The sequence below is a fragment of the Pseudoalteromonas phenolica genome, assembly GCF_044788725.1.
Classification (GTDB): Bacteria; Pseudomonadota; Gammaproteobacteria; order Enterobacterales; family Alteromonadaceae; genus Pseudoalteromonas; species Pseudoalteromonas phenolica_C.
Genome location: NZ_CP173162.1, coordinates 502942 through 526631, shown reverse-complemented (window position 1 = coordinate 526631; position 23690 = coordinate 502942). Strand labels below are relative to the sequence as shown.

Here is a 23690-nt window from a genome sequence, read left to right as displayed (position 1 = left end):
GGGGCATTACAATATGAGGTTATTTCATTGAATTGTACTTCTTTGTTGCTATAAATCCGCAAGGTAATGTAAATAACGCAACACCTAATAAATGCCAAGAAAGCGTAAACCCTTGATGCATTTCTACAATGCTTAAACCCAGTTGCGACAAATGATAACTCGGTAAAGCCCAAGCAAACCACTGCAGCATTTCAGGGAATATCGTAATTGGGATCCACAACCCTGATAGCATTGAGATTGGCAGATAGATTAAGTTTACCAATGCCGGCGCGGCTTTCGCTGAAAAGCTTAACCCCATCACTAAACCCAGCATACAAAATGGCAAAGTGCCAAATAATGCCAATGCATATAGTTGTAACCACTGTAAAAAAGACATGCTGACATTTGCAAATACCACCGCAAAGCTAGATAACAGCACGAATATTAAGGTCGAGAATACCAGTGCTGTGAAGGTTTTGCCCATCAAGTATTGGCTAGCTGGCATTGGTGAGAGCTGCTTTAAGGCTAACAACCCCTGCTCTCTTTCTGTGGCGACATTAACACCAAAATTAAACAGTGCAGGGCCCATTACCCCAAAAATGATGTAGTTAATGAGCAGGTAGCTACTGGTTTTTTCATCACCCATTGCGACACCAAAAAATAAGTAAAATGCACAAGGGAATGCCAATGCAGGAATTACAAACCCTAAACTTCTAAAGACACTTTTGGCGTCGCACCAAGCTTCTTGTTTTAAGCTATGTAAAGTTAAACTGCTCATGCTGCTTGTTCCTTAGCTGATTTGTCTGACGCTGAATTTGCTGATGCAGTGTCTTTGAGTTCAGCTGTTTCTGTTAATGAAATAAAAGTTTGCTCTAACGATGAGGGTTTAACGCTCAGTAAGTCACAGCTGAGTCCCTGTGCAAAAGCCTGCTTTAGCAGCATACTTGGCGCTTTACATTGTGTAGTGGCTTTGCCTGCTACAATTTGCCATTGCCATTCTGGCAATAAAGCAGTGATTGCTTCTTCACTTAGATCTGATGCAAAACTCACCTCACTCAGTTGCATGCTATGGCTCAACTCACTTGGCGAGCCCTGGGCAACAATTTTGCCTTTATTTAAGATGAATAATTCGTCGCTCAGCGCTTCAGCTTCTTCCATATAGTGGGTGGTTAACACGACTGTTTTGCCCTGTGCTTTTAATTGTCGAATGGTTTGCCACATTTGCTGGCGTGCATTCACGTCCATTGCCAAACTCGGCTCATCTAAAAACACCAGTTGTGGATCGCCAATAATGGCAATGGCAAACAATAAGCGCTGCTTTAAGCCCCCTGATAACTTACTAAATTGCGTGTTTTCATGGGCATTTAAATCACTCAAACGCAACGCTTTAGAAACAGACATCGGCGATTTATAGTAGCTTGCAAACAAATTAAGTTGTTCAATGACCGTTAAATTCGCGGGTAAACTACCTATTTGTAGCATAGCGCCAACTTTGGCCTTCGCTGCAGCGGAGCCTGCCTTATTACCCAACACTTCTATGCTGCCTTGAGACGCTTTTAAACGCCCAAGCAACAGATTAATTAGCGTTGTTTTACCTGCCCCATTGGCACCTAAAAATCCGTAAACGCGACCTGCTTGCAGCGAGAAATCTAAGCCTTTGAGGACAGACTTTTCACCATAGCTATGCTGTAAATTTTTAACCGAAACCACCGTCAAATTAGTCATAGTCCACCTCTGTGTTTCTTGATTTACCATTAAATGGCTTACCACGATTGTATTTGTAAGTGCTTAACGCTGCGGCAATTAAACTATATGCCATGCCTAATACTGCCCACATCATGCTTTCCATAACCAATTCCTCAGTGCGAGATTAACTTTGATGGGTTTAGTATGACTAAAGACATCAAAGGGTTTCAGTGAGCTTTGTCATTGATTGATATGACAAGTGTCATGTTTTTATCGACGTAGATTATTAATTCAGTGCAGCAAGTGCTAAATTAGCCCATTCAGTGTAAGGCCAGATAATTTAGGTAGCCTGTGACGCAATTTTTTAAACATATCGGGATGGTGATCGCCATGACAATCAGTGCCAGTGGTGCAGCAAAAACGCTCAATCATGCCTCTGAACTACCTTTAGAAGCGCAACTTGGTCAAAAGTTAATGCTAGATTTTCGTTATTACTGCGAAACTGGCGAGTCAAAAGCTTGTAGACAAGGCATGACCACATTGCCAAAACCGCTTGCTGAGATTATTGCTAAGCACCATATTGGTGGCGTTATCTTATTTGCCGAAAACGTGCCTGATACTGCACAGATCGTAAAACTCACCAATGACTTACAAACGGCTGCTCAGCAAGCTAGAAATCCACAGCCGTTGTTTATCTCTATTGACCAAGAAGGTGGCCGTGTAGCCCGTATCAACCGCGCTGAAGCCTCGTCATTCACGGGTAATATGAGCATAGGAGCCACTTACCATAAACACGGTACTCACTATGCAAGTGAAGTGGCCAGCGTCATTGGTAAAGAGCTAAACAGCCTTGGTATTAATGTAAACTTTGCACCGACCGTTGATGTGAATAACAACGCAGATAACCCGGTGATCAACGTTCGTTCTTTCTCAGAGAACCCACTCGAAGTTGCCAAAATGGGCGCCGCACAAGTTGAAGCATTTGAAGCGCAAAATGTTATTTCAGCGCTTAAGCATTTTCCGGGTCACGGTGATACCTCGGTCGATAGCCACACAGGTTTACCGCTTGTTAAACACGATTTAAAACGTATTGAAAATGTAGAGCTGGCGCCTTTTAAATATATTATTGATAAACACGCGCCGGGCATGATCATGACGGCGCATATTCAGTATCCCGCGCTCGATAACAGCACCTTTGTGAATAAGCAAGGTGAGGTCATGGTTAAACCGGCTACATTGTCTCGTAAAATTATGCATGACTTGTTACGAGAAAAGCTCAACTACCAAGGCGTAACAGTCACAGATGCACTTGATATGGCGGGGATCAGCCACTTCTTTTCTCCAACATCCGCGGTGATTGAAACCTTTAAGGCTGGGGTTGATATTGCTCTGATGCCGATTGCCATTCGAACACCTGACGATATTAAAAAGCTTGATGAACTAATGAGTGCGCTGAATGCGGCGGTCGCTCTAGGTGAGCTAAATGAGACTGAAATAGCACAATCAGCACAGCGTATTATTTCACTCAAGCAACAGTTTTTAGCAAGCCCAGCGCCCCGCTCTGCCGCCATTGCTAAAGCGACATTAGGTAACCCGAGTCACCGACAACTTGAAAGTGAACTCGCTGTTGCGGCCATTACTCAACTAAAGAACAACGGCCTGTTGCCTATTCAAGCTAAACACAAACGCATTCATTTGGTCATGCCTGATACGCAAAAATGTCATGCACTTGAGCAAGCCTTACTTTCTTTAAGCAAGCAAGAGTTACATATCACATGTAGTAGCTTGCAAGGGTTCGATCCAAAACAGGCAGATCAAGATATTACTAACTCAGATCTGATCATAGCCGCCCATGCCAGTCCACAACAAAGCGCTGTTGAGATTGGCGGTATGGATGATGTAAAGGCCCTTGACAGTTTTAAGCTCAAGCGCAATGAGCAGCCTAAAGCCCTGTTAGCGCTGCTTAAGCAGGCAAAACTTGCTGAAAAGCCAACGCTATTTATTAGCCTGCGCGCCCCGTATGAGATCCCAACTTATGCGCCTTACGCACAAGCTGTTTTGGCCAGTTATGCATACAATGTCGATGTAGTTAGTAAAAATGTGATCTCTGGCCCTGCGTTTACCGCGCTCGCAAAAGTGATTTTGGGCCTCAAAAAGCCTGAAGGCCAACTCCCTGTCAGTATTTAAAGGAAGCAAAAATGTTATTAAATTGCGATTTAGGTGAAAGCTTTGGCGCATGGCAAATGGGGTTAGATAGCCACGCCATGCAAGTGATTGATTTAGCTAATATTGCTTGTGGCTTTCACGCAGGAGACCCTGATGTGATGGCACAAACCCTCAAGCTTGCTAAACAGCACAATGTGCAAATTGGTGCGCATCCAAGCTATCCCGACAAGCAAGGTTTTGGTCGCCGCTCTATGAAGCTCAGTCATGATGAGTTAGTAAATTGTTTGCACTATCAAATTGCGGCTTTAGATGGCATGGCACAAGTACACGGATTATCAATTAGTTATGTAAAACCCCATGGTGCACTTTATAACGACATGATGGCCGATAAAGGCGTTTTAGAGACGGTTATGCAGGCAGTGAGTAGCTATGCCAAACCGCTAAAATTAATGCTACTGGCGACCAACGAGCAGCCGTCGCACTTGGCTATGGCTGAAAAATATAACCTACCATTGTTGTTTGAAGCATTTGCGGATCGCTTATATACCAACGAAGGGCGCTTAACTCCAAGAACTGAACCTAATGCAGTGCATGACAAGCCAGCCTTAATGGCACAGGTAGAACAGTTATTAACCCAAGGCACAGTTACTACGGGCTCAGGAAGTACGCTCCCACTAAAAGCCGATACTTTATGTGTACATGGAGATAACGAAGCAAGTATTGCTTTAGTGAAAGAGATTAAGCAGTTGATAGAGAAATAATTACTCAGACACAAAAAAGCCAGATCAAAATTTTACCTAGTAAAAATGTGATCTGGCTTTCAATTAAGCTGAAGTGATTAAGCGCTGCGTGTTGCGATAGCAGGCTCCACTCTTGACGCTTGCAGTGCAGGGTAACTCACTGACAGCTGGCCTAGCACAAACAATGCAACCATACCTGATAATAAGTACGGTAGCGGTACTGGTGTTAAACCAAAATGTTGAACAAATTGTTCGCTCAGAGATAATGCCGCAATAAAGCCAATAACGAGCCCCGTAACACTCACCACGGCATTTTCAAGCATAAAAAATCGCATTACCTGACCTTTACTTGCCCCTAATGCTCTGCGCGTGCCTATTTGCCTTTTACGACGGTTAACCGAAAAGCGAGCTTGGCCGTAAATGCCTAAGCTTGTAACAATGAGTAGACCCAAACAGACGCCTATCAACAGCTTACTCGTTGCTCGGTCACTCTGATATGCCTCAAACTTTAACGTTTCTATGGTTTTTGCCTTTTCAATCATACGTCCTGGTGTTTTAAGCAAGGCTTCTAACACTTGTTCCATGGCTTCATCACGAAGACCTGGTTTTGCTCTAACGAAATAGCGAACCTCACTATATGCTTCACGTAATGGCGAGATAACATTGGACTCGACGCCGTACCACAATGGCCAAGGGCCTTGCATTGTTTCTACTACCCCTTTGACTTGTTGAGGCTTATCATTTGAAAGATAGACGGTCATACCAACAGCTTGTTGCCAATCATCTGGGCTTAAACTTTGCGCTACCGCTTTTGTTATCAATATATTTGTTGAAAGGTCGACCCCATCCATCGGCAGAGTATAAACATCTTCAACAGACAGGTTTTCACCTGCGATTAAGTTTAAGCCGAGTACTTCAACCACACTTTCATCTACAGCAAAATAAGCACCATACTCAAACACCTTTGCAGGCTCTTTATTTATAAGCGTTGCCCGCCCCCATGCTTCAAGTGGAATGGCTGACATAGGTGTTACACCCTGTACCGTGGGTAAAGCACGTAGCAAAGCGAGATCTTCATCTAAACGCGCCCCCAAAGCATTGGACTCGCCTTGTAAATTAGTTTGTATATAGAAGCTATTAGCCTCATCTACACCAATCGGTCGTGCCATGTTTTTGCTGCGCTCACTAAGCATATTGACGGCATTCACCATCACCATAAAGGTAATCGCAATTTGCAATATCAATAGCAATGGGCTGGCTTTTGCTTTCAGTAACGTCTTTATAATAGGTGCTAAATCTTTCATTGTTTCACTCCTACAGACTTTTTAGCTGACTTGAAGGTTGCGTTCTACTGGCTTTAAAAATAGGAAGTAAACCAAAAGTACAGCTCACTAAAACAGCCAATAATAGGGTGCCCAATACTAAGATCAGGTTCATTTGCATAAGTGATACATGCAAGTAGCTATATAAATTTGCCGCTGCTGCTAAGCCAAATTGCGCCAATAGCAATCCAAATAAGCCACCGATAAAACCTATTACAGCTAACTCAACGCTAAATTGCGCCACAATATGCTGCTTACTTGCCCCAACCGCTCTGCGTAAACCAACTTCACCTGCTTTTCCATGAAATTTAGCCATCATTAAACCCATACAATTGAGCAAGCATACAATCAAAAATAGTACCGACAGCCATACAGCCATTTTACTGTCATCTGAGACGATTTCTTCTTCTACAAGGTACTGTTTAACATCAACTAAGCGGTTGTGAATTCGATTTGCAAAACGGCCAAGTTCACGTTGTTGAAGAGCATAATTATCTATAAAGGTTTGATATTGCTCTCTCGCCGCGTCATTCTCTAGTTCAACCCACAACACGACCCACATACATTCAGAGGCGAGAAACGCTGAAAAGTCATCACCCTCATAACTTTTCCAACAAGTATTGTTAACTAAATTCCCTACCATTAACTCATTTTTAATTTGCGTATTAAATGGGATAAAGACATCGTGAGGTTCAGAGAAAGCTTCTGTTTTGACACCATAAAATTTGGGCATTAATTGCCAGTCGTCTAGTACTCCGACAACTTGATAAAGGGCTTCGCCAAACTGTAAAAAACGCCCAACAGAGTTTTCACCATTAAAAAAGCGGTCGTTAGACTTTTTTGTCAATACAATAACCTGTTGAGCTTGCTTATCTGCTTGTTCATCCCAGCCTGAACCGAACAAGAATGGCGTTTCAAACATGGTAAAAAAATCAGCAGTTGTGGTTCTTACTTTGCTTTTGATGGCTTGAACTTGCTGCTGAGGATTTCTGAGCATTGTGCTAACAGCACTTATCACCACATGGTGCTTGGGGATCCCTGAATTGATGACATTTTGCATGTCCAGATAGGTGATTTCTGTCAATGTGCTTTCGCCCCAATCATAGCCGTCGCCCCGGCTATCCATTTGTACCGAATAAATTCTATTACTCTTAGAAGGGATAGGGTCCTGACTCATCATATAACTCACCGTAAAGGTCGTCATCGTTGCACCTATGCCCATTGCTATTAGTAGTACCATTAAAAAACTGAGCAATGGTGTTCGCTTAAAACTGATCAGTGCCAATTTCACATAATATGAAAACATCGTCACTCCTTAGGCGATGGCTTGAGCCATAACAGGTGCATCTTCACTTAACACACCATCTTTTATCTGAACGATGCGCTGAGCCTGCTGAGCTTGCTCGTTATCATGGGTCACCATAATAATACTGGTGCCAGAAGCATTGATGTCTTGTAACAGCGTCATGATCCCTTGCGCCATTTTTGAGTCAAGATTACCTGTTGGCTCATCGGCAAAAATCACACTGGGTGAGCCGGCTATTGCTCGGGCAATCGCAACGCGTTGCTGTTGACCACCTGATAATTGAGTCGGGTAGTGATTTTTACGACCAGCAAGGCCAACTTGCTCTAGCGCTTTCATTATGCGCTCATCACGCTCTTTGGCTGTAAACTTTCGATAGCGCAGCGGCATATCAATATTGTCATAAAGATTAAGCTCAGGAATAAGGTTGAAGCTCTGAAACACAAACCCTATTTTTTCATTTCGGTAGGCTGACTTATGCTTATCTGAGAGCGTAGATACATCTTTGCCATCTAACTCATAGACACCTTCACTGTGATTTTCGAGCAGGCCTGCGATGTTCAAAAAGGTGGTTTTACCCGAACCTGAAGGGCCGATCACTGCGACAAATTCTCCTTGCTCAATAGAGAGGTCAAAAGGCTGAAGCGCTTGTGTTTTCACATCAGAGGTTAAATAGACTTTTGCTAACCCTGTCATTTTTAACATTTTCTTTCCTTATTATTATTCCAAACATCAATACGAAATGAGTGGCTAACGCGTTGACGAAGCCACTTTTTAAGATTTGAACTACTGTATTACCCGCACGCTCTGTGCTTCTTTGAAGACATTCATATTAGAGACAACCACTTGATCATTTACAGCAAGACCCGACATTATTTCGACTTTTGTAAGACCAATTGAGCCAAGCTTTACTGGGGTTTTTATGGCTTCTCCGTCACGTAAAACATAAAGGTACTGGCCATTCTTTTGTAAATATTGACCCCGAGGTAGATAAGCGACGTTCTGCTTTTGCTCTAAAATAATGCGTGTTGTTAAACGCTGATTTTGCCTAAGGTTAGCTGGAGAGTGATCTATAAAACGAACTTTACCCTGCACGCGTCCTTGACTGATCTCAGGGGAAATTGCCACCAACTCACCTAAAAAAGCATTGTCATTAAAGGTAATTTCGGCTTGTAAGCCGATGGCTAGATCATCAGCATACGTTTCTGGAATTTGTACCTCTAGTTCATATTCGCTGAGGTCAACCACACTCATAAGTGGCTGGTTTTTGCTAACTGTATTTTTTTGTTCAAAATTTAAATTACCAACAACGCCAACAACCGGAGAGCGGATCTCTAAACCCGTAACTTGTCTTTGCAACTCAGTGACTTTGACCTTCTGTGCATTAAACTCTAGTTCGTAGGTCTGAATTTCAAACGCTTGGCTTTCTTTTAATAACGCAACTTCTTTATTTACATGATTGTATTCACGTTCTGCGTTTTCTAAATCATCTTTGGCTTTTTGATAGTCAATATCACTAATAACTTGATTTTTGATCGCCTCATCAGAACGACGCATCTCTCGCTTTGCTGCATTTAAGGCAACATGAGCTTGGCCAATGCGATTTTCTTGCTGCAATTGAATTTGCTTGGCTTGAATTTTTTCTCGGGATAGCTGCGTTTTCAAGCGCGACAATTTAGTCGTTTCTTGCTCAAATAAACTTTGCAGCTCGGGACTCTCAATACGCGCAACGACTTGGTTAAGCTGCACGCTGTCACCCGCATCAACTAAGTAAGTAACTGAACCTTGGGCAGGGCTGTACAAAACAGGACGACGTGCAGCTATCACTTTGCCTTGTATCGCTAGATCACGAATAAAATCACCTTTCATGACCTTAGCTATGCGTAACTTATCTATGGAAATAGCAGACTGTCCGCCTGACCATCCAACAAGTGCAGGAGATACAAAAAAGTAACAAAGAAAGATGATAAACACACCGATTAGCGCGCGAATAAACCATTTTTTATTATTTTTTGGTACAACGACCAGTGAATCCTGTGCACTGGTATCAGGAATATAACTCATTAAAAATCCTAGCTAATCCGTAGCAATAAGTGAATGTTGAAGTGATATCAAAGCATTCTGACAAAAAAGTATGGTGATTAGTGAAATCGGGACATAGTTTATCAGTAAAAAAACAAAGGTAAAAGTTTTGTTAATTAAAATAAATAGAAGAGAGGGAAGGGATAATAATGATGCATTGCTGCGGTTAAAACATAAAACCGCAGCAATGAGAGGGGTTAGCTGTCAGCACGACCCATGAATTTTTTCTCATCAGTGTTAATTTTGATTTTATCACCAGTAGAGATATGTTCAGGTACTTGAACAATTAAACCTGTTGTTAGCGTTGCAGGCTTTGTGCGGGCACTTGCTGAAGCACCTTTAATTGAAGGTGATGTGTCCTCAATAACTAGCTCTACGCTTGATGGTAAGTCAATAGAAACTGGCGAGCCTTCAACTAAAACAGCTTGCAGACCTTTTGTTTCTTCATTAATAAACAGAACTTGTTCGGCAATAGAAGCACTATTGATGTTATATGGCGTGTAATCTTCTTCGTCCATAAATACATGCTCTTCACCGTCGATATAAGACAGCATAACCGGGCGACGTACTAGATCAGCAAGGTTTAACATTTCATCAGCTTTGAACGTTTCGTCAACTTTGCCGCCTGTTACAACATCGTACATACGCATACGGTATAAGCTACCACCTGCACGACCCTGAGGTACTGAGCGCTCAATATCGCGAACAATCATTACTCGACCATTGTAATCAATGGCATTATGTTTTTTTATTTCACTTGCCTTAGGCATGACTTTTATCTCTTTGAAAAATAAATTTGCCAAAAACTACCATGAAGTCGCAAAAACGCCAAGCAGAGAAGGAAAGAGAGGTATAAAAGGGTAGGTAAGTAAGTTGACTAATTTAATAGCCAACTTATTAAAATGGTTAATTAACAGCGTCTAATTGCGCTAACAGTGTTTCTTTTCTTAGTAAACCAAAGCAAACCACACTCACGACTGCAAAAATGCCATACATTGATAATACATAAACCCAGTCATTTTGCTGTGAGAATAAAAATACATTCGTTCCATCATTGATAACGAAAATATTGATCAGTGAGAAAAGAAAAACCAAATAAAAATAAACATATCTGCCAAAACTACTTGCATAGGCACCAATAAACATTGCGAACAAGCTTATATAAAAGCCAATGCATGACAAACCACCGGTCATATTACTTGGATAAAAGGCCATAAGTGAAAGTAAAACAGCACACCAGCCAGTAACCTTGTTGAGCATATTCTATCCTTGAGAATGTACTTGTTAAAAATTGTAATCACGTGTAATGCCAACGAAGTATGGATTGACTAATGAAAAAATACAATACTTTCTCGTTAAAATAACTTTAACTATCGATTAACGTTTTAATCTGCACTTTTAATTCAGGTAATAGCTCAGCTTTAAACCAGGGATTCTTAGCCTGCCAAGGCTGATTTCGGGGGCTCGGGTGCGGTAAAGCAACACGGTTTGGTAACATCTCATCCCATAATTTGACCTGCTGTGTTACTGACTTAAACCCTTTACAAAAGTAACGTTGAGCGTACTGCCCTACAAGAATATGCAAGCTTACATTGTTGAAATATGAACTCAGAGCTGGCTGCCAAGTTTTAGCACAAATTTTAGGAGGTGGTAGATCACCACTTTTGCCCCTACCTGGGTAACAAAACGCCATAGGCACAATGGCAAATAAGCTGGGATTATAAAATTGTGCTTCGGTTACTCCTAGCCAAGCTCTAAGTGCATCACCACTTTGATCATTAAACAGCTTACCCGTTTGATGAACTCTCAAACTTGGGGCTTGACCTGAGATCAAGATTTTAGCAACCCCAGAGGCCTGAATAGTTGGTCGAGCGCCCAAGGGTAAGCTTTCATCACATAGATTGCATGCTTTTATTTGATTGATTAAGTTCATCTTATCCATGGTTTGATTGCATTCAGATCGCTATTTTACTAACACTTTAAATTAATCAACAAACTTTAAGATCAAGATTTTACTAACAAAACCATACAAGGCTGATATTTAACCTTCTCTTTGCAGATAAATATATTCTTGTAGCGCTTTTTAAGAGCAAGCAGATAGGAGTAACACTCAGAGATCAGAATTTTACTAGGTTAAGCTAGTAAAATTCTGATCTATACAAATAATCCAACAAATCTAGTTAGTAAAAAGCTGATCTATACCTAATATGTCACACGCTAATTTAAATTCACTTAGTAAAAACATGATCTAATAAATAGAGTTTTACTTTGAGTAGGTAAAAATGTGATCTATGAAATACCAAGTTAGTAAAAGCTTGATCTAAATACTTAGGGGCAAGAAAAATTAAGCGTTAGCTTAGTAAAAATTTGATCTACTTATGCACAGTTCTTACATTCTCAAAGAAAACTAAAATGAACAAAAATTTACAGGCATGTCCAAAACGGTTTCAAAACTAACTGTAAAGGGGGTTTACACTTGCTGATTTGAGTTTTATCGGTATGATCCGCTTCACACCAAAATTTTACTAACTCAGAGTCACTATATGCATATTTGGGTAGATGCGGACGCTTGTCCGGCTGTTATTAAAGAAATCATTTTCCGTGCAGCAGAACGCACAAAGACACACACCACATTGGTCGCTAATCACAGCATGAGAGTGCCTGTTACCCAATTTGTAAACTTACTACAAGTCAGTAAAGGCTTTGATATTGCTGATAACGAGATTGTAAAAAGGGTTAAAGAAAATGACTTAGTGATCACCTCCGATATTCCTCTGGCAGCAGAAGTTATTGAAGAGGGCGCTTTCGCACTTAGCCCAAGAGGCGAAAAGTTCACAGAGAATAACATTAAGCAAATTCTGAACATGCGAGACTTTATGGATACCATGCGCAGCAGTGGTGTTGAAATGTCAGGGGGTCCTGCAAAATTAAACAGCACCGACAAGCAAACATTCGCGAATGCCCTAGATAGCTTACTGGCACAACACAGATCATGAATTTACCAACTCAGGGGTTTGGAGTAGAGCAGGGGTTAATCGCCATTTACGTAGAAAACCCTCCTAGCATGTCAGAATATCAATTTCTTGATAGAGTACAGCAACTTAACTCAGGAGAAATCGAAGTAATAAACCAAGCATGCGGTAATGGCTGGCGTAAAGTATTTAATGTATATGCGAAGATACTGGCTGAATGGCAGCATAGAGATCACGATTTTACTAAGTTTACACGCTGGCAGGACTATCGAGACAAGGCGCTGCTGCAAGGGCATAGCCAAGAAGCCCTACTATTTAGCCCACCGAATTTTTCAGAGAAAAATTATAAATTTCATGTAATTGCAGGCAGAACATATGCAAAAAAACTACTCAGAGATCACATTTTTACTAACACTTTAGTGTGGTTAGATGAGGAGTTCGCTATAGATAAAGTTAGTAATTTAGTGATCTGTCCATATCTAGACTACCGACAGTTAAGCAACATTAAGATAACTCGGCTAGTTGAGCTGTTAACCGAGTTAGAGTAAAAGAGCGCTCTTATTACAACTTACCCCAGTAAAACCAAGTGCCTTAAAGAAAAGGTGAGGGGTGGTGAATCCACATTCATCGAGTAGCTCGCTAAAGCGCATGCGATCTAGTGGGAAAAATTCGTGCGCTAAGTTATGGCGCATCCGAGTTTGACCAACTTCAGTCAAACCCAGAGTACGACAAAATACCAACTGCGCTTCTCGTTCGAATTGCGTTTCAGGCTTCATCAAGTCAGCAATGAGAAGAGGTGCCTGAAGTTTTAAAACTCGATTTACCTGATTTAACAGTATTTTTTTATCGCCGTTATCTTCTAAAAAGTGCAGTACTAAAAGGCATAATGCACAATCCACAGAAGTTGTCAGTGAACTTAATTCACCACAATGTATTTGCACTCGGTCTTTAAGGCCCAAGTTAGTAAAATTTTGATCTGCAATCGCTAACATGTCTTCAGAGATATCTTGCGCGATAAAAGACCAGTTCGGATTAAGTCTCGCCAACTCAATTATTTCTTTACCCGTACCTGCACCAACGACCAAGATGCTCGCTTCATCAGGAAATAACACTTGCAGTTGTGCTCCGGCCAAACCATGCAGTAATTCGTAACCAGGTACTAATCGGGTGATCCTTTCATCGTAATACGTTGCTTGCTCACCTTTAAAATCAGGCATATTAGGCTCCTTTTACCAACACATGAGAATAACCACCGGGTTGCTTTTTCACCTGAACTTGGGTTGCTACACGCTCTGACATTTCACTCACATGCGAAATAACACCGACTTTTCGCCCTTGAGCTTGCAGCGCATCGAGTGCATCTAGTGCCACACTCAAAGTCTCGGGATCTAAGGTACCAAAACCTTCATCAATGAATAGTGAGCCTATGTTTACTTTATTTGATGACAATGATGCTAATCCCAAGGCAAGCGCAAGAGAGACTAAGAAAGATTCACCGCCAGACAAGGTATTTACCGAACGCTGCTCATCAGCCATGTCTTTATCAATAATGGCGATATTTAAAGAGTGGCCGATGACAGTTAGACGATACCGTTTAGATAAGCTTGATAAGTGCTGATTGGCGTATTGTAATAAGATTTTTAACGTCTGAGTTTGTGCAATATTACGTAACTTCTTACCCGTAGCATCACCCAGTAGCTTATCGAGCAAATGCCAATGTTCGTATTTGCCTTGCAATGCATTGAGTTTTTGCTGTTCGGCGGCCAGCTTTTCAACATTTTTATGGTGCTGTTCAAGTTGCGTATTAACGTTTAACCATTGCTGTTGAAGCTGCTGGTATTGAGACTCTAAAATTACTAACTGCTCATTAAGTTGTTGCTCTGATAAATCGGTAAGCGCTTTATCTAAATGTGTTTGTAAAGTCTCTTTTAAATGGCTGAGCTTGCCCGAAAGCTCGGTTTTACTATTTGAGAGCTGTTTAAACTGTGACAAGCTGTTTAAAACATCTGGTTTTGACAGCGTCAGTAATTGAGCGACTTTTTCTTCGTTCAATTGAGGGTAATGCTCAGACTTTTCTGCCAGCCATTGTTCAAAGCGAGCAGCTAATGATGCTTTCTGAGTTAGTAAAATATCGATCTGCTCACCCAAATAAGCCAAATCTTTTTCTTTGTCTTTTTCAGACTGCTTTATCTGTTTTAACTGCTCAGTACAGTTTTGTAAAACAATCTGACTGTCTTTTAGCTTAGCCTGACATTGAGCCTGCCAGTCATCAGCAGACACGTCTTTTGGTAAGTATTTTTGTCTTGCTTGCTCTAAATCACACTGCTCTGATTGCGCACTTTCAGCGGCTTGTTGCACATTTTTAAGCTGTGCTTCGAGATTCTTCTGTGACTGCTCAAAATGAGTCAGTTGTAATGCTAATGATTGTTGAGACTGCTGCAATTGAGCTAAGCGCTCTTTATTCCCCTTAAATACTGTTACCGAGTTTGCAAGAGACATTAATGCTGCTTGTGGTGACAACTCAAATTCAGCCCACCAGTCTTTTTCACTGTAGTAGTCTGTTGCTTGTTGCTGCGCGCGTAACATGTCTTGCGAGGAAGTCGTTAGTGTATGTTGCATTTGCTCAATTTGATTAGAGAGCTCAGCCTCTTGCTGTGACAAGCTATTTAATTGCGCTTGTTTTTGTTCGAGTTGTTGTTGCGCTTGTTGCTGTATTTGCCATGCTTTTTGTAACTGAGTCTGTATAGCCGAGTAATGCTGTTGTTGCTCAGTAAGGGTTTGTTGATGTTGCAAACACTGCTGCTGTGACCAATCTTGATATTCTTCGAATTGGGCTAGCTGGCTTTGCAATTCATTCACTCTGTTTATCAAACGCTGATTCTGAAGCTTATTTTCTTGATATCTCGCATTAACTTTTTCAAATTCAGCTAAATGCGCGCGGCTGCGTTGCATCACTTGCTCATAAGCTTGCTCAGCTTGTTGATGCTGAACAGAGAAATCATTGAGTAAGTTTGCCCAGTGACTATCAATATGATCAACTGCATAAGGATGCTCTTTTGCACCACAAACCATACATTCATGGCCAGGCTTCAACTCAGCACGTAATGCACTGATACTTTCACTGGCACGCAGTTGCACTTGTGTAAGGCTATCTCGCGTTACTTGCTCTCGTTGTTTACTGAATTCTTTTTGCTTTTCGGTGTCAGCCATTTGCACTTCTATGGCTTGCTTCTTTTGCAAATTACTTGCAAGTGCTGACTGATATTGTAATTGCTCAGAGCTGGCTTCATTGAGCTGCTGCATCAAATTTAGCACTTGTTGTAAACGTTGTGATGCCGTTTGCAATTGCTCAATATCTAACTGACTAGCTTGACTCTGTAATGCCTCAATTAATGATTGTTGTACCGCTACTTGTGATTGAAGTTCTCCAAGCGCCTGTTTTAACGGCTCTGATTGTATCGTGTTATTTTGCTTTTGAGCCTGCGCATTTTCTAGCGCTTCGCGAATGTTTTGGGCTTGTGCTTGTTTTTCTACAATAGAATCGAGCAAACCTTTTAAGTGAGACCAGTTTTCAAGTGCGCTCTGTAAACTGTGCTGTGCCGATAGCACAGTCTCAAGCTCTACGCTCTGTTGTTTGATTTGTTGTAATTGAGCCTTTGAGTTCTTCTGTTCTGACACTAATTGCGTTTGTTGCTGCTCTAGCTCACTTCGTTGTTTGATGACTTGTTGAAACACTGAGTTAGCATTGGCTATTTGTGTATCTAGCTGTCGAACTTGCGTGAGCATCTTTTGTTGCTCAGCCTCATAAGCTTCAGTTGCTTTTAAATCGTCGGCGGCTTTAGCAAATGCGCCCTCAGCCTGTGCAATTTGAGCCGAGAAGTCTTGCGCTTTAAGGTGAGTTTGTTTTGCTTCTAAATTACTTAAATTATTCTGAGTAGCCAATAATTGCTGCCGGTTATCAGCTATTTCGAATGCGGCTTGTGCTTGCTCAGCTTCATCAAATTCTGCTGCTCTTTGCATGAGCGATTGATGCGTTTTTTCTATTTCCTGCTCAGTGTGAGTTAGCTGTGTGCGCAATTGAGCGGATTCAGTGAGCCATTGCAACGCCGCTTTTTGCTGTGACTGTTGTGCTCTGGTTTCATCTAGCTGCTGTTTATATGTCTGAGCATCCTCAGTCAATTGCTGTAACTGTTCGTCAGTCAGTAATGTATAGGCGCTTAAGCTGTCCTTTAATCTTTCTAGTTCAGCTTTTTTCTCTTTATGCTTTTCAAAAATAAGCTGACCAATACGACTAAATTTATCGGTCGCCGTTAGACACTCTAAAAGCTGTGCGCGTTCATCACTGCTGGCTTTCAAAAATGCAGCAAACTCATGCTGAGCCAATAAAACGGTACGGGTAAACTGCTCAAAGCTCAAACCGATTAGTTGTTCGACCGTTTTAACCGCAGCACTCTTGTGCGCTAATAATGTTTCGTCCCTTAAACGGATTATTTCATGCTCAAATGTTTTAAGCTTTCCAGTCACTTTTTTTCGAGCTCGAGCAACAGACCACTTTGCTAAATATCGCTCACCATCTTGCCCCAAAAACACCACTTCTGCTGCACCTTCAGCACACCCTCGACGAAGCAAGTTCCTCGGATCGTTTAACTTAATCTCATCACCATTAAACGAAACCGTGTTCTTTAAATCATTTTTTAATCGCGCTGTTTTGGCATAGAGCGCCAAACAAATAGCATCTAATAAAGTACTTTTACCTGCGCCTGTGTCGCCAGTAATTGCAAATAAGCCAGCTTGTTCTAACGGGGCTTTTTCAAAATCAATCTCAGCATGAGTAATTGAAGCTAAATTTGTTATTGAAATTTTGATTAACTTCACGCGCGTTGTTCCTCTTCTTCCATGTCATTTAGCACTTCCGCTAAACAGTCAGCTAAATTTGCGGGTAAGGCCTGTTCCGTGTCGACTTGCTGCTTGTAAACTAATTCAAGTAAATCAAGTGGATTTAGTTTTTCAACTTGCCCTAAATCTTGGAAAATCACTTCATCATCTTGCACTTGGGTATCTTGCACACGTTCAACACCACAAAACAGGATATCTTTATTTTTTAGGCTTGCTGATATTTTTTCTCGAAACTGGCTATCTGTTTCGCTGGCATTCAGTCTCAGTCGTAAATAAGGACAGGCTTGATAGTCAGCTAAATCAAGCTCTTCAATTGCAGCGCATAGCGACTCTATGTCTGCCCCCCCTTTTTCTGGTAGTACGATGAGCTCTCTCAACCTTGGTGTGTAAAGGGGGTTTACGCTTTCACATGTTTTGCCATTAAATTCGCACACCAACACTTGGTGCTGATAATTTTTCTCTGAAAATGACATCGGCATTGGCGTACCGCAATATCGCTTTGCGTCGCATTTTGCTACTACTTGCGCTTTATGCAGATGTCCAAGCGCGACATAATCGGCCTTATCAGTAAACACTTCGGCAGTGACCGCATCGAAGCCACCAATACTGATATTCCGTTCTGAGTCTTCGCTGATAGTGCCACCTTTGGCATGCAAATGTCCCATTACAATAATTGGCGCGGCTTTGTCTGCACATAGTGCAACGACTGACTGATAAGCTTGCGCCACACCTTGTTGATAAGCCTTGTCGTTTTGCGTATCTAACGTCACATCTGCAGGGCGTAAAAACGGCATGGCAACCACTTGCGCTTTACCGTTTGCAGTTTCTACGTTTATCAAACAAGACTCTGGGAACGCTTTGTCATATCGACCAATTACATGGGTATCAAATTGTTTTAAAAGCGGTTTGGCCGTTTCAATGCGATTTGCCGAGTCGTGGTTACCCGCGATAATAACAATATGTAACTCAGGACATGCCTGCTTAGCTTGCTTAATAAATTGATAAAGTTGCTGTTCAGCAGAAGAGGGAGGCGTTGCTGTATGATAAATATCACCTGCCACAAGCAATAAATCGATTCGCTCGGAACAAAGGGTTTCGACCAACCAGTCGAGGAAATATTGATGTTCTTGAACACGATCATGTTCATAAAACTGTTGGCCTAAGTGCCAATCTGAGGTGTGTAATACTTTCATGTAGCGCTCCCTTTCGCATTGAAGCGCTACTATATCATTGCTTTAAGTATTTGTTTAACGTGTAATTTGCCACCAAATAAATGCAATAACAGGTAAGGCCAGTAAAAATAATAAAACCGGTGTTTTAAACACTTTAGTTTGCTTGTTTTGCAATACTTCTAGTGCAGATTTTTCATTACAAGCGGCGACTTTATCTACGTAAAAGTAGCCATCTTCTAAATACTGTTTGCAGTTTTGTTCATCAGCCGGAATCGCAACCAGCTTGTCTTGCTTTTTCAGGATGTAGAAATCCATATTGCTCACCACATTTTGTTTTAAACGGGTACACTATCTAGAGCAAAACTAACGCCAACTTTTTAACGTATCTATCTGCTCAAAATTAAAGAGCGCGAATTTAAAAATAATTCGCGGTAAATATCAACAGTAAAACAAAGGTTTTTTGATCAAATTTGTTAATACCCAGCATAAACCACCAAAATAAACGCACGATGAATTATCAGTGGCTGTTTTATCATTATATTTTCAGCGATCTTCATTAATTTAGAACTTGTACTTTAGTGGTAAAAATCCTGAATAAAGTTACTTATCAGCTTAAGCGTTACTTTATCTCATTTACATTGCTTTTTATTGACGGTTTTGCGACGCTCAAACTGCTTATTTGATATTCATTCAGATATAATTACTTGGTTCATAAACTTACAAAGATAAGTACTGAACAATCACATTTTGGGTAGTGCAGGAAAACATTATGAAAAAAATAACCAGTGTGCTGTCACTGTGTATACCGCTTATGGCGTCAAGCCTTGCTGTTGCCAGTGCAGTTGAACAAACTAAAGGCAATTTTGTTGATAAATTTCGTCAGTTAGATGAAGTGTTACCAACTCCAAACGTCTATCGCAGTGCCGCAGGTGAACCTGGCGAGCGATACTGGCAACAAAAAGTCGACTATGATATCGATGTTGTGCTTGATGAAAAGCAACGTCGTTTGTCAGCCGAACAAACGATTGAATACAAAAATAACTCACCTTACACCCTAAAATACCTTTGGTTACAACTGGACCAGAATATTTTTAAGCAAGACTCGCTTGCTGAGCGTAGTGCCACTTTCAAAAACGAGTTACAGAGTAACCCTGCGGCAAAACCTGCAAAAATCAGCTTAAACCAATTACGTCGCCAACAATTTATGGACGACACGGAACTTGGTTTTGTGATCAGTGATGTTAAAGACGAAGACGGTAAGCCACTAAAAGTCACCATTGTTGACACTATGATGCGCATCGACTTAAACGAACCTCTAAAGCCAGGTAAAGCGACCGAATTTAGTCTTGATTTTGCTTTCAACATTGTGGAAGAAGATGCGGTTGGCGCCCGCTCAGGTTACGAACACTTTGAAAAAGATGGCAATGATATCTTTTTACTTGCTCAGTGGTTCCCTCGCTTAACGGCTTTCACTGACTATGAAGCTTGGACTAACAAAGCGTTCTTAGGCCGTGGTGAATTTACCCTTGAATTTGGTGATTACGATGTTGAGATAACCGTTCCTGCAGATCACATTGTTTCTGCAACCGGTGAGCTTAAAAATGCCAGCAAAGTACTAACAAAAACTCAGCAAAAACGCCTAAAAGAAGCAGAGACAGCAAAACGACCTGTGTTTGTTGTGACTGAAGAAGAAGCGATTGAAAACGAAAAAGCGGGCACAGATAAGACTAAAACGTGGCGCTTTGAAGCTGAAAATGTCAGAGATTTCGCTTGGGCATCGTCTCGTAAATTTATGTGGGATGCGAAAGGCTATCAGCAAGGCGGTAAAGAGCAACCACTAGTAATGGCGATGTCTTTCTTCCCGAAAGAGGGCGGCGACCTTTGGAAAAAATACTCTACAGAGTCTGTGATCCACACCATGGAAGTGTACTCTCGCTTCTCATTTGATTACCCGTACCCAGTCGCCCAGTCGGTAAACGGCCCTGTAGGCGGTATGGAATACCCGATGATCACCTTTAATGGCCCACGTACAGAGTTACGTGATGATGGTTCTCGCACTTACTCACAAGCTGAGAAGCGCTTTTTGATCGGCGTGGTTATTCATGAAGTTGGACATATCTACTTCCCAATGATCGTTAACTCTGACGAACGTCAATGGACGTGGATGGATGAAGGTTTAAACAGCTTCTTAGATGGTGTAGCTGGCCGTGAATGGGATCCAACTATTCCTTGGGGTGTCGAGCCGCGCGATATCGTATCTTATATGAAATCAGAAAACCAAGTGCCTATCATGACGCAGTCTGACAGCGTATTGAATCTTGGTCCGAATGCCTATACTAAACCGGCTGCAGCACTGAATATTCTTCGTGAAGTCATTTTAGGTCGTGAATTGTTTGATTTCGCTTTTAAAGAATACGCACAGCGCTGGAAATACAAGCGTCCGACACCAGCTGATTTCTTCCGCACTATGGAAGAAGCGTCAGGTGTTGATCTAGACTGGTTCTGGCGTGGTTGGTTCTACACCACAGATCATGTTGATATCTCGCTAGACAAAGTCTATCAATTAAGAATCGATACTAAGAACCCAGACATCGACTATGCGCGTTTACGTGAATTTGAACAAAGCAAGCCTATGTCATTGTTCAACAAGCGCAACCAAGAAGAAGGCCGCGAGCTTTGGGTTGATAAAAACAAAGACGTGTCTGACTTTTACGATGACAATGACCGCTTTACGGTAACCAACAAAGAACGTAACGCTTACCAAAGCTTCTTGAAAAAGCTCAAACCTTGGGAACGTAAAGCCCTAGATAGAGCCGTAGAAGAAGACAAAAACTACTACGTAATGGAGTTCAGTAACTTAGGTGGTTTAGTTATGCCTATTCTACTTGAACTGACATACCAAGATGGAACGACAGAAGAGCGTGTGCTTCCTGCTGAGATTTGGCGTCGCAGTCCAAATAAAGTGAGTAAGTTGATCATTACTGACAAAGACAAGCCATTAAAGTCTATTGTGGTTGATCCGCGTTGGGAGACGGCCGATGTCGATATTGAAAACAACCATTACCCTCGTCAGATCATCCCTTCACGTTTAGAAGTGTATAAACGCAAGAAGAGTTCAGCAAAAGTGCGTCGTGACATTATGCATGACATCAAAACTGAGCTGAAAAAAGATGAAGAAGACAAAAAAGAAAACAAGGACTAAGCAATGAAAGCTTGGCTAACCGCCAGCTTGCTTTTACTGTTGAGTGGCCATGCGGCTGCTCACCAGTTAAAAGCAGCAATGACCACTGTGCTCATCAATGAGCGCTCGGGCAATCTAGAGCTCATGCATCGCTTTTATCTGCACGACACTGAGCATGCCGTTGAAAGTCTATTAGGCGGTCATGCAGACCTGTTCAAAAGTGCAAAAGACAGAGAGAATTTTGCCAAATACGTAAACCGTAAAGTGGCTTTACAGTTAGCGGATAAAACGCCTCTCAAGCTCTCTTTGGTCGGTCAAGAAATTGATGGTAAGTTTTTTTGGGTTTATCAAGAAACCAAAATTCCTGCCAAATTCAGCGCCTTAAGAATGCAACAAGGTGCGCTTAGAGATGTGTGGTCTGAGCAAGTTAACATGGTGAATTTTGAAGGTAAGGGCAAGGTCAAAACGCTTCACTTTAATGGTGATGACGACTGGCTAACCGTTCATTTTGATAACTAACCCCCCTTGTTTTTAATACCTACCATGGTAAAAATTGAAAGCAGCGCAGCTTAATAAGTTACGCTGCTTTTTTATATCATGTATTTGGGTCAGTTTGACTTCAATACATAGGCACAAAGATAATCCAAAAATTCTTCTATTTCGTATACACTGCAAATTTGTATCCGAGCTAAATACTCTCTATGCCAAACCACAATGCGCATGCACGCTATCAAGGTGTTATATTTGATTTAGATAACACTCTAGTCAGCTCTTCTTTGAATTTTAAACAGATCCGTGCCGAAATAGGTTGCACTGAACACGATGATTTACTCTCCTACATCGAGCAACTCCCTGAGCAACAAGCCAAAGAAGCGATGGATATTGTGTTAAATCATGAATATCAAGATGCCGAATCGGCGATGCTCATGCCAGGTGTACAAGCCTGCTTGGCTGAATTCTCAAAGCAAAACATCAAAATGGCCGTTGTTACGCGCAATTGCCAACATGCTGCACAGTTAAAGCTGGCAAAAACAGCGCTCAATTTCGATCTTGTACTTACTCGCGATGACGCACCAGCTAAACCAGACCCTACAGCCTTGCTTCAAGTTGTGAAACAGTGGCAATTAATGCCGAAGGACTGCATTTATGTCGGAGACTTCTTTTTCGACATTCAAGCTGCTCAAAATGCTAATATGGACAGCTGTTTATATATTATCGATGCACGCCCTGACTACGCAGACTCAGCAACTCATAGCATAGAGCACTTTTCTCAGTTGACTAAATTAGTGCTCCCGTAAAGTTAGGTTTTCAAAAAAATACAGCTAATATCGCTGCCCACTAGCTCAAAACCCAGAGTCTTGTTAGAATCTGGGCAATTTTATTTAATTTGATAAAAACGAGAATTAAGATGGGAAGAGCATTTGAAGTCCGCAAAAACGCTATGGCAAAAACTGCGGCGGTAAAAACCAAAGTTAACTCAAAATATGGTAAGGAAATCTACGTTGTAGCTAAAAACGGCGGTGCAGATCCTGAAACCAACCTATCTTTACGTCGTCTAATCGACAAAGCTAAAAAAGACCAAGTACCTGCACACGTAATCGATAAAGCAATTGAAAAAGCAGCAGGTGGTGCGGGTGAAGACTATTCTCCGGCGCGTTACGAAGGTTACGGCCCGGGTAACTGTATGGTGATTGTTGACTGTTTAACTGACAATCCTAACCGTACTATTAAAGACGTTCGTCTTCCATTCACTAAAACTGATTCGAAAATTGGTAGCCCAGGTTGTGTGGCTCATATGTTCGATCACTTTGCTATTCTAGGTTTTGACGGCGACGACGATGAAGTTGTACTAGAAGCATTAATGATGGCTGACGTTGATGTGACAGATGTTGAAGTTGAAGACGGTAAAGTATCTGTATTCGCACCACACACTGAATACTTCAAAGCAAAAACGGCATTAACAGAAGCATTCGAAGGCATTAATTTCGAAGTTGATGAAATTACTTTCGTACCTCAAACACATGTAGAGATCACAGACGAAGACGATCTTGCAAACTTTGAAAAGTTCATGACTATGCTAGAAGATTGTGATGACGTACAAAACATCTACCACAACGCAATTGTGAACAAATAAACAACCATTTTAACTGGTTTTGAAAAAGGAGCGACGGCTCCTTTTTTTGTTTTTTGA

Annotated in this window: 22 protein-coding genes; 8 read left to right on the top strand and 14 right to left on the bottom strand. The window is 41.5% G+C overall.

Going from position 1 to position 23690, the window contains the following annotated elements; translation table 11 throughout:
• Window positions 1-19 precede the first annotated feature (19 nt).
• From ACH784_RS19870 to ACH784_RS19860, 3 genes are read right to left on the bottom strand one after another with little or no spacing between them, the layout of a single operon-like run.
• Window positions 20-757, bottom strand: coding sequence for an ABC transporter permease (locus ACH784_RS19870; RefSeq protein WP_404395362.1), 738 nt, complete (start codon window positions 755-757; stop codon window positions 20-22).
• A complete protein-coding gene (locus tag ACH784_RS19865) occupies window positions 754-1704 on the bottom strand; it encodes an ABC transporter ATP-binding protein (protein ID WP_404395361.1) in 951 nt (316 codons plus the stop codon). Before ACH784_RS19865 ends, ACH784_RS19870 begins: the two co-directional genes overlap by 4 nt.
• Window positions 1697-1828 (bottom strand): hypothetical protein, encoded by a 132-nt coding sequence (locus tag ACH784_RS19860; RefSeq protein ID WP_404395359.1) that lies wholly within the window; start codon window positions 1826-1828, stop codon window positions 1697-1699. Before ACH784_RS19860 ends, ACH784_RS19865 begins: the two co-directional genes overlap by 8 nt.
• Window positions 1829-2139: 311 nt before the next feature.
• Here ACH784_RS19860 and ACH784_RS19855 point away from each other — a divergent pair, with 311 nt between their 5' ends.
• Window positions 2140-3852, top strand: coding sequence for a glycoside hydrolase family 3 protein (locus ACH784_RS19855; RefSeq protein WP_404396997.1), 1713 nt, complete (start codon window positions 2140-2142; stop codon window positions 3850-3852).
• Window positions 3853-3863: 11 nt separating this feature from the next.
• Window positions 3864-4592: a 5-oxoprolinase subunit PxpA gene (locus tag ACH784_RS19850; RefSeq protein WP_404395358.1), complete on the top strand. Its 729-nt coding sequence runs from the start codon at window positions 3864-3866 to the stop codon at window positions 4590-4592.
• 77 nt (window positions 4593-4669) lie between these two features.
• Here ACH784_RS19850 and ACH784_RS19845 read toward each other — a convergent pair whose 3' ends face one another.
• From ACH784_RS19845 to ACH784_RS19815, 7 genes are all read right to left on the bottom strand, one after another.
• Window positions 4670-5875, bottom strand: a complete 1206-nt coding sequence (locus ACH784_RS19845; RefSeq protein WP_404395357.1) for an ABC transporter permease — start codon at window positions 5873-5875, stop codon at window positions 4670-4672.
• A 10-nt stretch (window positions 5876-5885) separates the two neighbouring features.
• Complete coding sequence (locus ACH784_RS19840; RefSeq protein ID WP_404395355.1) at window positions 5886-7199, bottom strand: ABC transporter permease; 1314 nt, start codon at window positions 7197-7199, stop codon at window positions 5886-5888.
• Window positions 7200-7208: 9 nt separating this feature from the next.
• Window positions 7209-7901 carry an ABC transporter ATP-binding protein gene (locus tag ACH784_RS19835; RefSeq protein ID WP_404395354.1) on the bottom strand — a complete coding sequence of 231 codons (693 nt, stop codon included), beginning with the start codon at window positions 7899-7901 and terminating at the stop codon, window positions 7209-7211.
• 81 nt (window positions 7902-7982) lie between these two features.
• The gene (locus tag ACH784_RS19830) at window positions 7983-9260 is read right to left on the bottom strand and encodes an efflux RND transporter periplasmic adaptor subunit (RefSeq protein ID WP_404395352.1); all 1278 of its coding nucleotides are present in this window, start codon (window positions 9258-9260) and stop codon (window positions 7983-7985) included.
• A gap of 215 nt (window positions 9261-9475) precedes the next feature.
• Entirely contained in the window at window positions 9476-10048 is a 573-nt protein-coding gene (gene yeiP, locus ACH784_RS19825) for an elongation factor P-like protein YeiP (protein ID WP_404395350.1), read from the bottom strand.
• A 136-nt stretch (window positions 10049-10184) separates the two neighbouring features.
• Window positions 10185-10538, bottom strand: coding sequence for a hypothetical protein (locus tag ACH784_RS19820; protein WP_404395349.1), 354 nt, complete (start codon window positions 10536-10538; stop codon window positions 10185-10187).
• A 106-nt stretch (window positions 10539-10644) separates the two neighbouring features.
• Window positions 10645-11220 carry a uracil-DNA glycosylase family protein gene (locus ACH784_RS19815; protein WP_404395347.1) on the bottom strand — a complete coding sequence of 192 codons (576 nt, stop codon included), beginning with the start codon at window positions 11218-11220 and terminating at the stop codon, window positions 10645-10647.
• 601 nt (window positions 11221-11821) lie between these two features.
• Between ACH784_RS19815 and ACH784_RS19810 the strand changes: the two genes are divergently transcribed.
• Both ACH784_RS19810 and ACH784_RS19805 read left to right on the top strand, forming a co-directional pair.
• Window positions 11822-12274: a YaiI/YqxD family protein gene (locus ACH784_RS19810; protein ID WP_404395346.1), complete on the top strand. Its 453-nt coding sequence runs from the start codon at window positions 11822-11824 to the stop codon at window positions 12272-12274.
• Entirely contained in the window at window positions 12271-12798 is a 528-nt protein-coding gene (locus ACH784_RS19805; protein ID WP_404395344.1) for a DUF6942 family protein, read from the top strand. Before ACH784_RS19810 ends, ACH784_RS19805 begins: the two co-directional genes overlap by 4 nt.
• Here the strand turns inward: ACH784_RS19805 and ACH784_RS19800 are convergent.
• Genes ACH784_RS19800 through ACH784_RS19785 form a run of 4 tightly spaced genes read right to left on the bottom strand, consistent with a single transcriptional unit; the run spans window position 12790 to window position 18633 of the window.
• Window positions 12790-13467 (bottom strand): class I SAM-dependent methyltransferase, encoded by a 678-nt coding sequence (locus ACH784_RS19800; protein WP_404395342.1) that lies wholly within the window; start codon window positions 13465-13467, stop codon window positions 12790-12792. The two genes, ACH784_RS19805 and ACH784_RS19800, sit on opposite strands and share 9 nt — an antisense overlap.
• A 1-nt stretch (window position 13468) precedes the next feature.
• Complete coding sequence (locus ACH784_RS19795; RefSeq protein WP_404395341.1) at window positions 13469-17125, bottom strand: AAA family ATPase; 3657 nt, start codon at window positions 17123-17125, stop codon at window positions 13469-13471.
• Window positions 17122-18339 carry an exonuclease subunit SbcD gene (gene sbcD / locus ACH784_RS19790; RefSeq protein WP_404395339.1) on the bottom strand — a complete coding sequence of 406 codons (1218 nt, stop codon included), beginning with the start codon at window positions 18337-18339 and terminating at the stop codon, window positions 17122-17124. The genes ACH784_RS19795 and sbcD overlap by 4 nt, the downstream gene beginning before the upstream one ends.
• A 54-nt stretch (window positions 18340-18393) precedes the next feature.
• Window positions 18394-18633 (bottom strand): hypothetical protein, encoded by a 240-nt coding sequence (locus ACH784_RS19785; protein ID WP_404395337.1) that lies wholly within the window; start codon window positions 18631-18633, stop codon window positions 18394-18396.
• Between the two features lie 454 nt (window positions 18634-19087).
• Between ACH784_RS19785 and ACH784_RS19780 the strand changes: the two genes are divergently transcribed.
• The 4 genes from ACH784_RS19780 (at window position 19088) to ACH784_RS19765 (ending at window position 23633) form a co-directional block, all read left to right on the top strand.
• A complete protein-coding gene (locus ACH784_RS19780; RefSeq protein ID WP_404395335.1) occupies window positions 19088-21520 on the top strand; it encodes a M1 family metallopeptidase in 2433 nt (810 codons plus the stop codon).
• 3 nt (window positions 21521-21523) lie between these two features.
• A complete protein-coding gene (locus ACH784_RS19775; protein ID WP_404395334.1) occupies window positions 21524-22018 on the top strand; it encodes a DUF6702 family protein in 495 nt (164 codons plus the stop codon).
• Window positions 22019-22200: 182 nt separating this feature from the next.
• Complete coding sequence (locus ACH784_RS19770; protein ID WP_404395332.1) at window positions 22201-22797, top strand: HAD family hydrolase; 597 nt, start codon at window positions 22201-22203, stop codon at window positions 22795-22797.
• A gap of 110 nt (window positions 22798-22907) precedes the next feature.
• Window positions 22908-23633 carry a YebC/PmpR family DNA-binding transcriptional regulator gene (locus tag ACH784_RS19765; RefSeq protein ID WP_404395330.1) on the top strand — a complete coding sequence of 242 codons (726 nt, stop codon included), beginning with the start codon at window positions 22908-22910 and terminating at the stop codon, window positions 23631-23633.
• The last annotated feature ends 57 nt before the right edge of the window (window positions 23634-23690 follow it).

Coding starts and splice junctions, on each gene's coding strand:
- ACH784_RS19765 (WP_404395330.1), top strand. CDS start 22,908: ATGGGAAGAGCATTTGAAGTCCGCAAAAACGCTATGGCAAAAACTGCG.
- ACH784_RS19855 (WP_404396997.1), top strand. CDS start 2,140: ATGCTAGATTTTCGTTATTACTGCGAAACTGGCGAGTCAAAAGCTTGT.
- yeiP (WP_404395350.1), bottom strand. CDS start 10,048: ATGCCTAAGGCAAGTGAAATAAAAAAACATAATGCCATTGATTACAAT.
- ACH784_RS19860 (WP_404395359.1), bottom strand. CDS start 1,828: ATGGAAAGCATGATGTGGGCAGTATTAGGCATGGCATATAGTTTAATT.
- ACH784_RS19870 (WP_404395362.1), bottom strand. CDS start 757: ATGAGCAGTTTAACTTTACATAGCTTAAAACAAGAAGCTTGGTGCGAC.
- ACH784_RS19850 (WP_404395358.1), top strand. CDS start 3,864: ATGTTATTAAATTGCGATTTAGGTGAAAGCTTTGGCGCATGGCAAATG.
- ACH784_RS19780 (WP_404395335.1), top strand. CDS start 19,088: ATGAAAAAAATAACCAGTGTGCTGTCACTGTGTATACCGCTTATGGCG.
- ACH784_RS19845 (WP_404395357.1), bottom strand. CDS start 5,875: ATGAAAGATTTAGCACCTATTATAAAGACGTTACTGAAAGCAAAAGCC.
- ACH784_RS19820 (WP_404395349.1), bottom strand. CDS start 10,538: ATGCTCAACAAGGTTACTGGCTGGTGTGCTGTTTTACTTTCACTTATG.
- ACH784_RS19770 (WP_404395332.1), top strand. CDS start 22,201: ATGCCAAACCACAATGCGCATGCACGCTATCAAGGTGTTATATTTGAT.
- sbcD (WP_404395339.1), bottom strand. CDS start 18,339: ATGAAAGTATTACACACCTCAGATTGGCACTTAGGCCAACAGTTTTAT.
- ACH784_RS19835 (WP_404395354.1), bottom strand. CDS start 7,901: ATGTTAAAAATGACAGGGTTAGCAAAAGTCTATTTAACCTCTGATGTG.
- ACH784_RS19775 (WP_404395334.1), top strand. CDS start 21,524: ATGAAAGCTTGGCTAACCGCCAGCTTGCTTTTACTGTTGAGTGGCCAT.
- ACH784_RS19815 (WP_404395347.1), bottom strand. CDS start 11,220: ATGGATAAGATGAACTTAATCAATCAAATAAAAGCATGCAATCTATGT.
- ACH784_RS19840 (WP_404395355.1), bottom strand. CDS start 7,199: ATGTTTTCATATTATGTGAAATTGGCACTGATCAGTTTTAAGCGAACA.
- ACH784_RS19810 (WP_404395346.1), top strand. CDS start 11,822: ATGCATATTTGGGTAGATGCGGACGCTTGTCCGGCTGTTATTAAAGAA.
- ACH784_RS19805 (WP_404395344.1), top strand. CDS start 12,271: ATGAATTTACCAACTCAGGGGTTTGGAGTAGAGCAGGGGTTAATCGCC.
- ACH784_RS19865 (WP_404395361.1), bottom strand. CDS start 1,704: ATGACTAATTTGACGGTGGTTTCGGTTAAAAATTTACAGCATAGCTAT.
- ACH784_RS19830 (WP_404395352.1), bottom strand. CDS start 9,260: ATGAGTTATATTCCTGATACCAGTGCACAGGATTCACTGGTCGTTGTA.
- ACH784_RS19800 (WP_404395342.1), bottom strand. CDS start 13,467: ATGCCTGATTTTAAAGGTGAGCAAGCAACGTATTACGATGAAAGGATC.
- ACH784_RS19785 (WP_404395337.1), bottom strand. CDS start 18,633: ATGGATTTCTACATCCTGAAAAAGCAAGACAAGCTGGTTGCGATTCCG.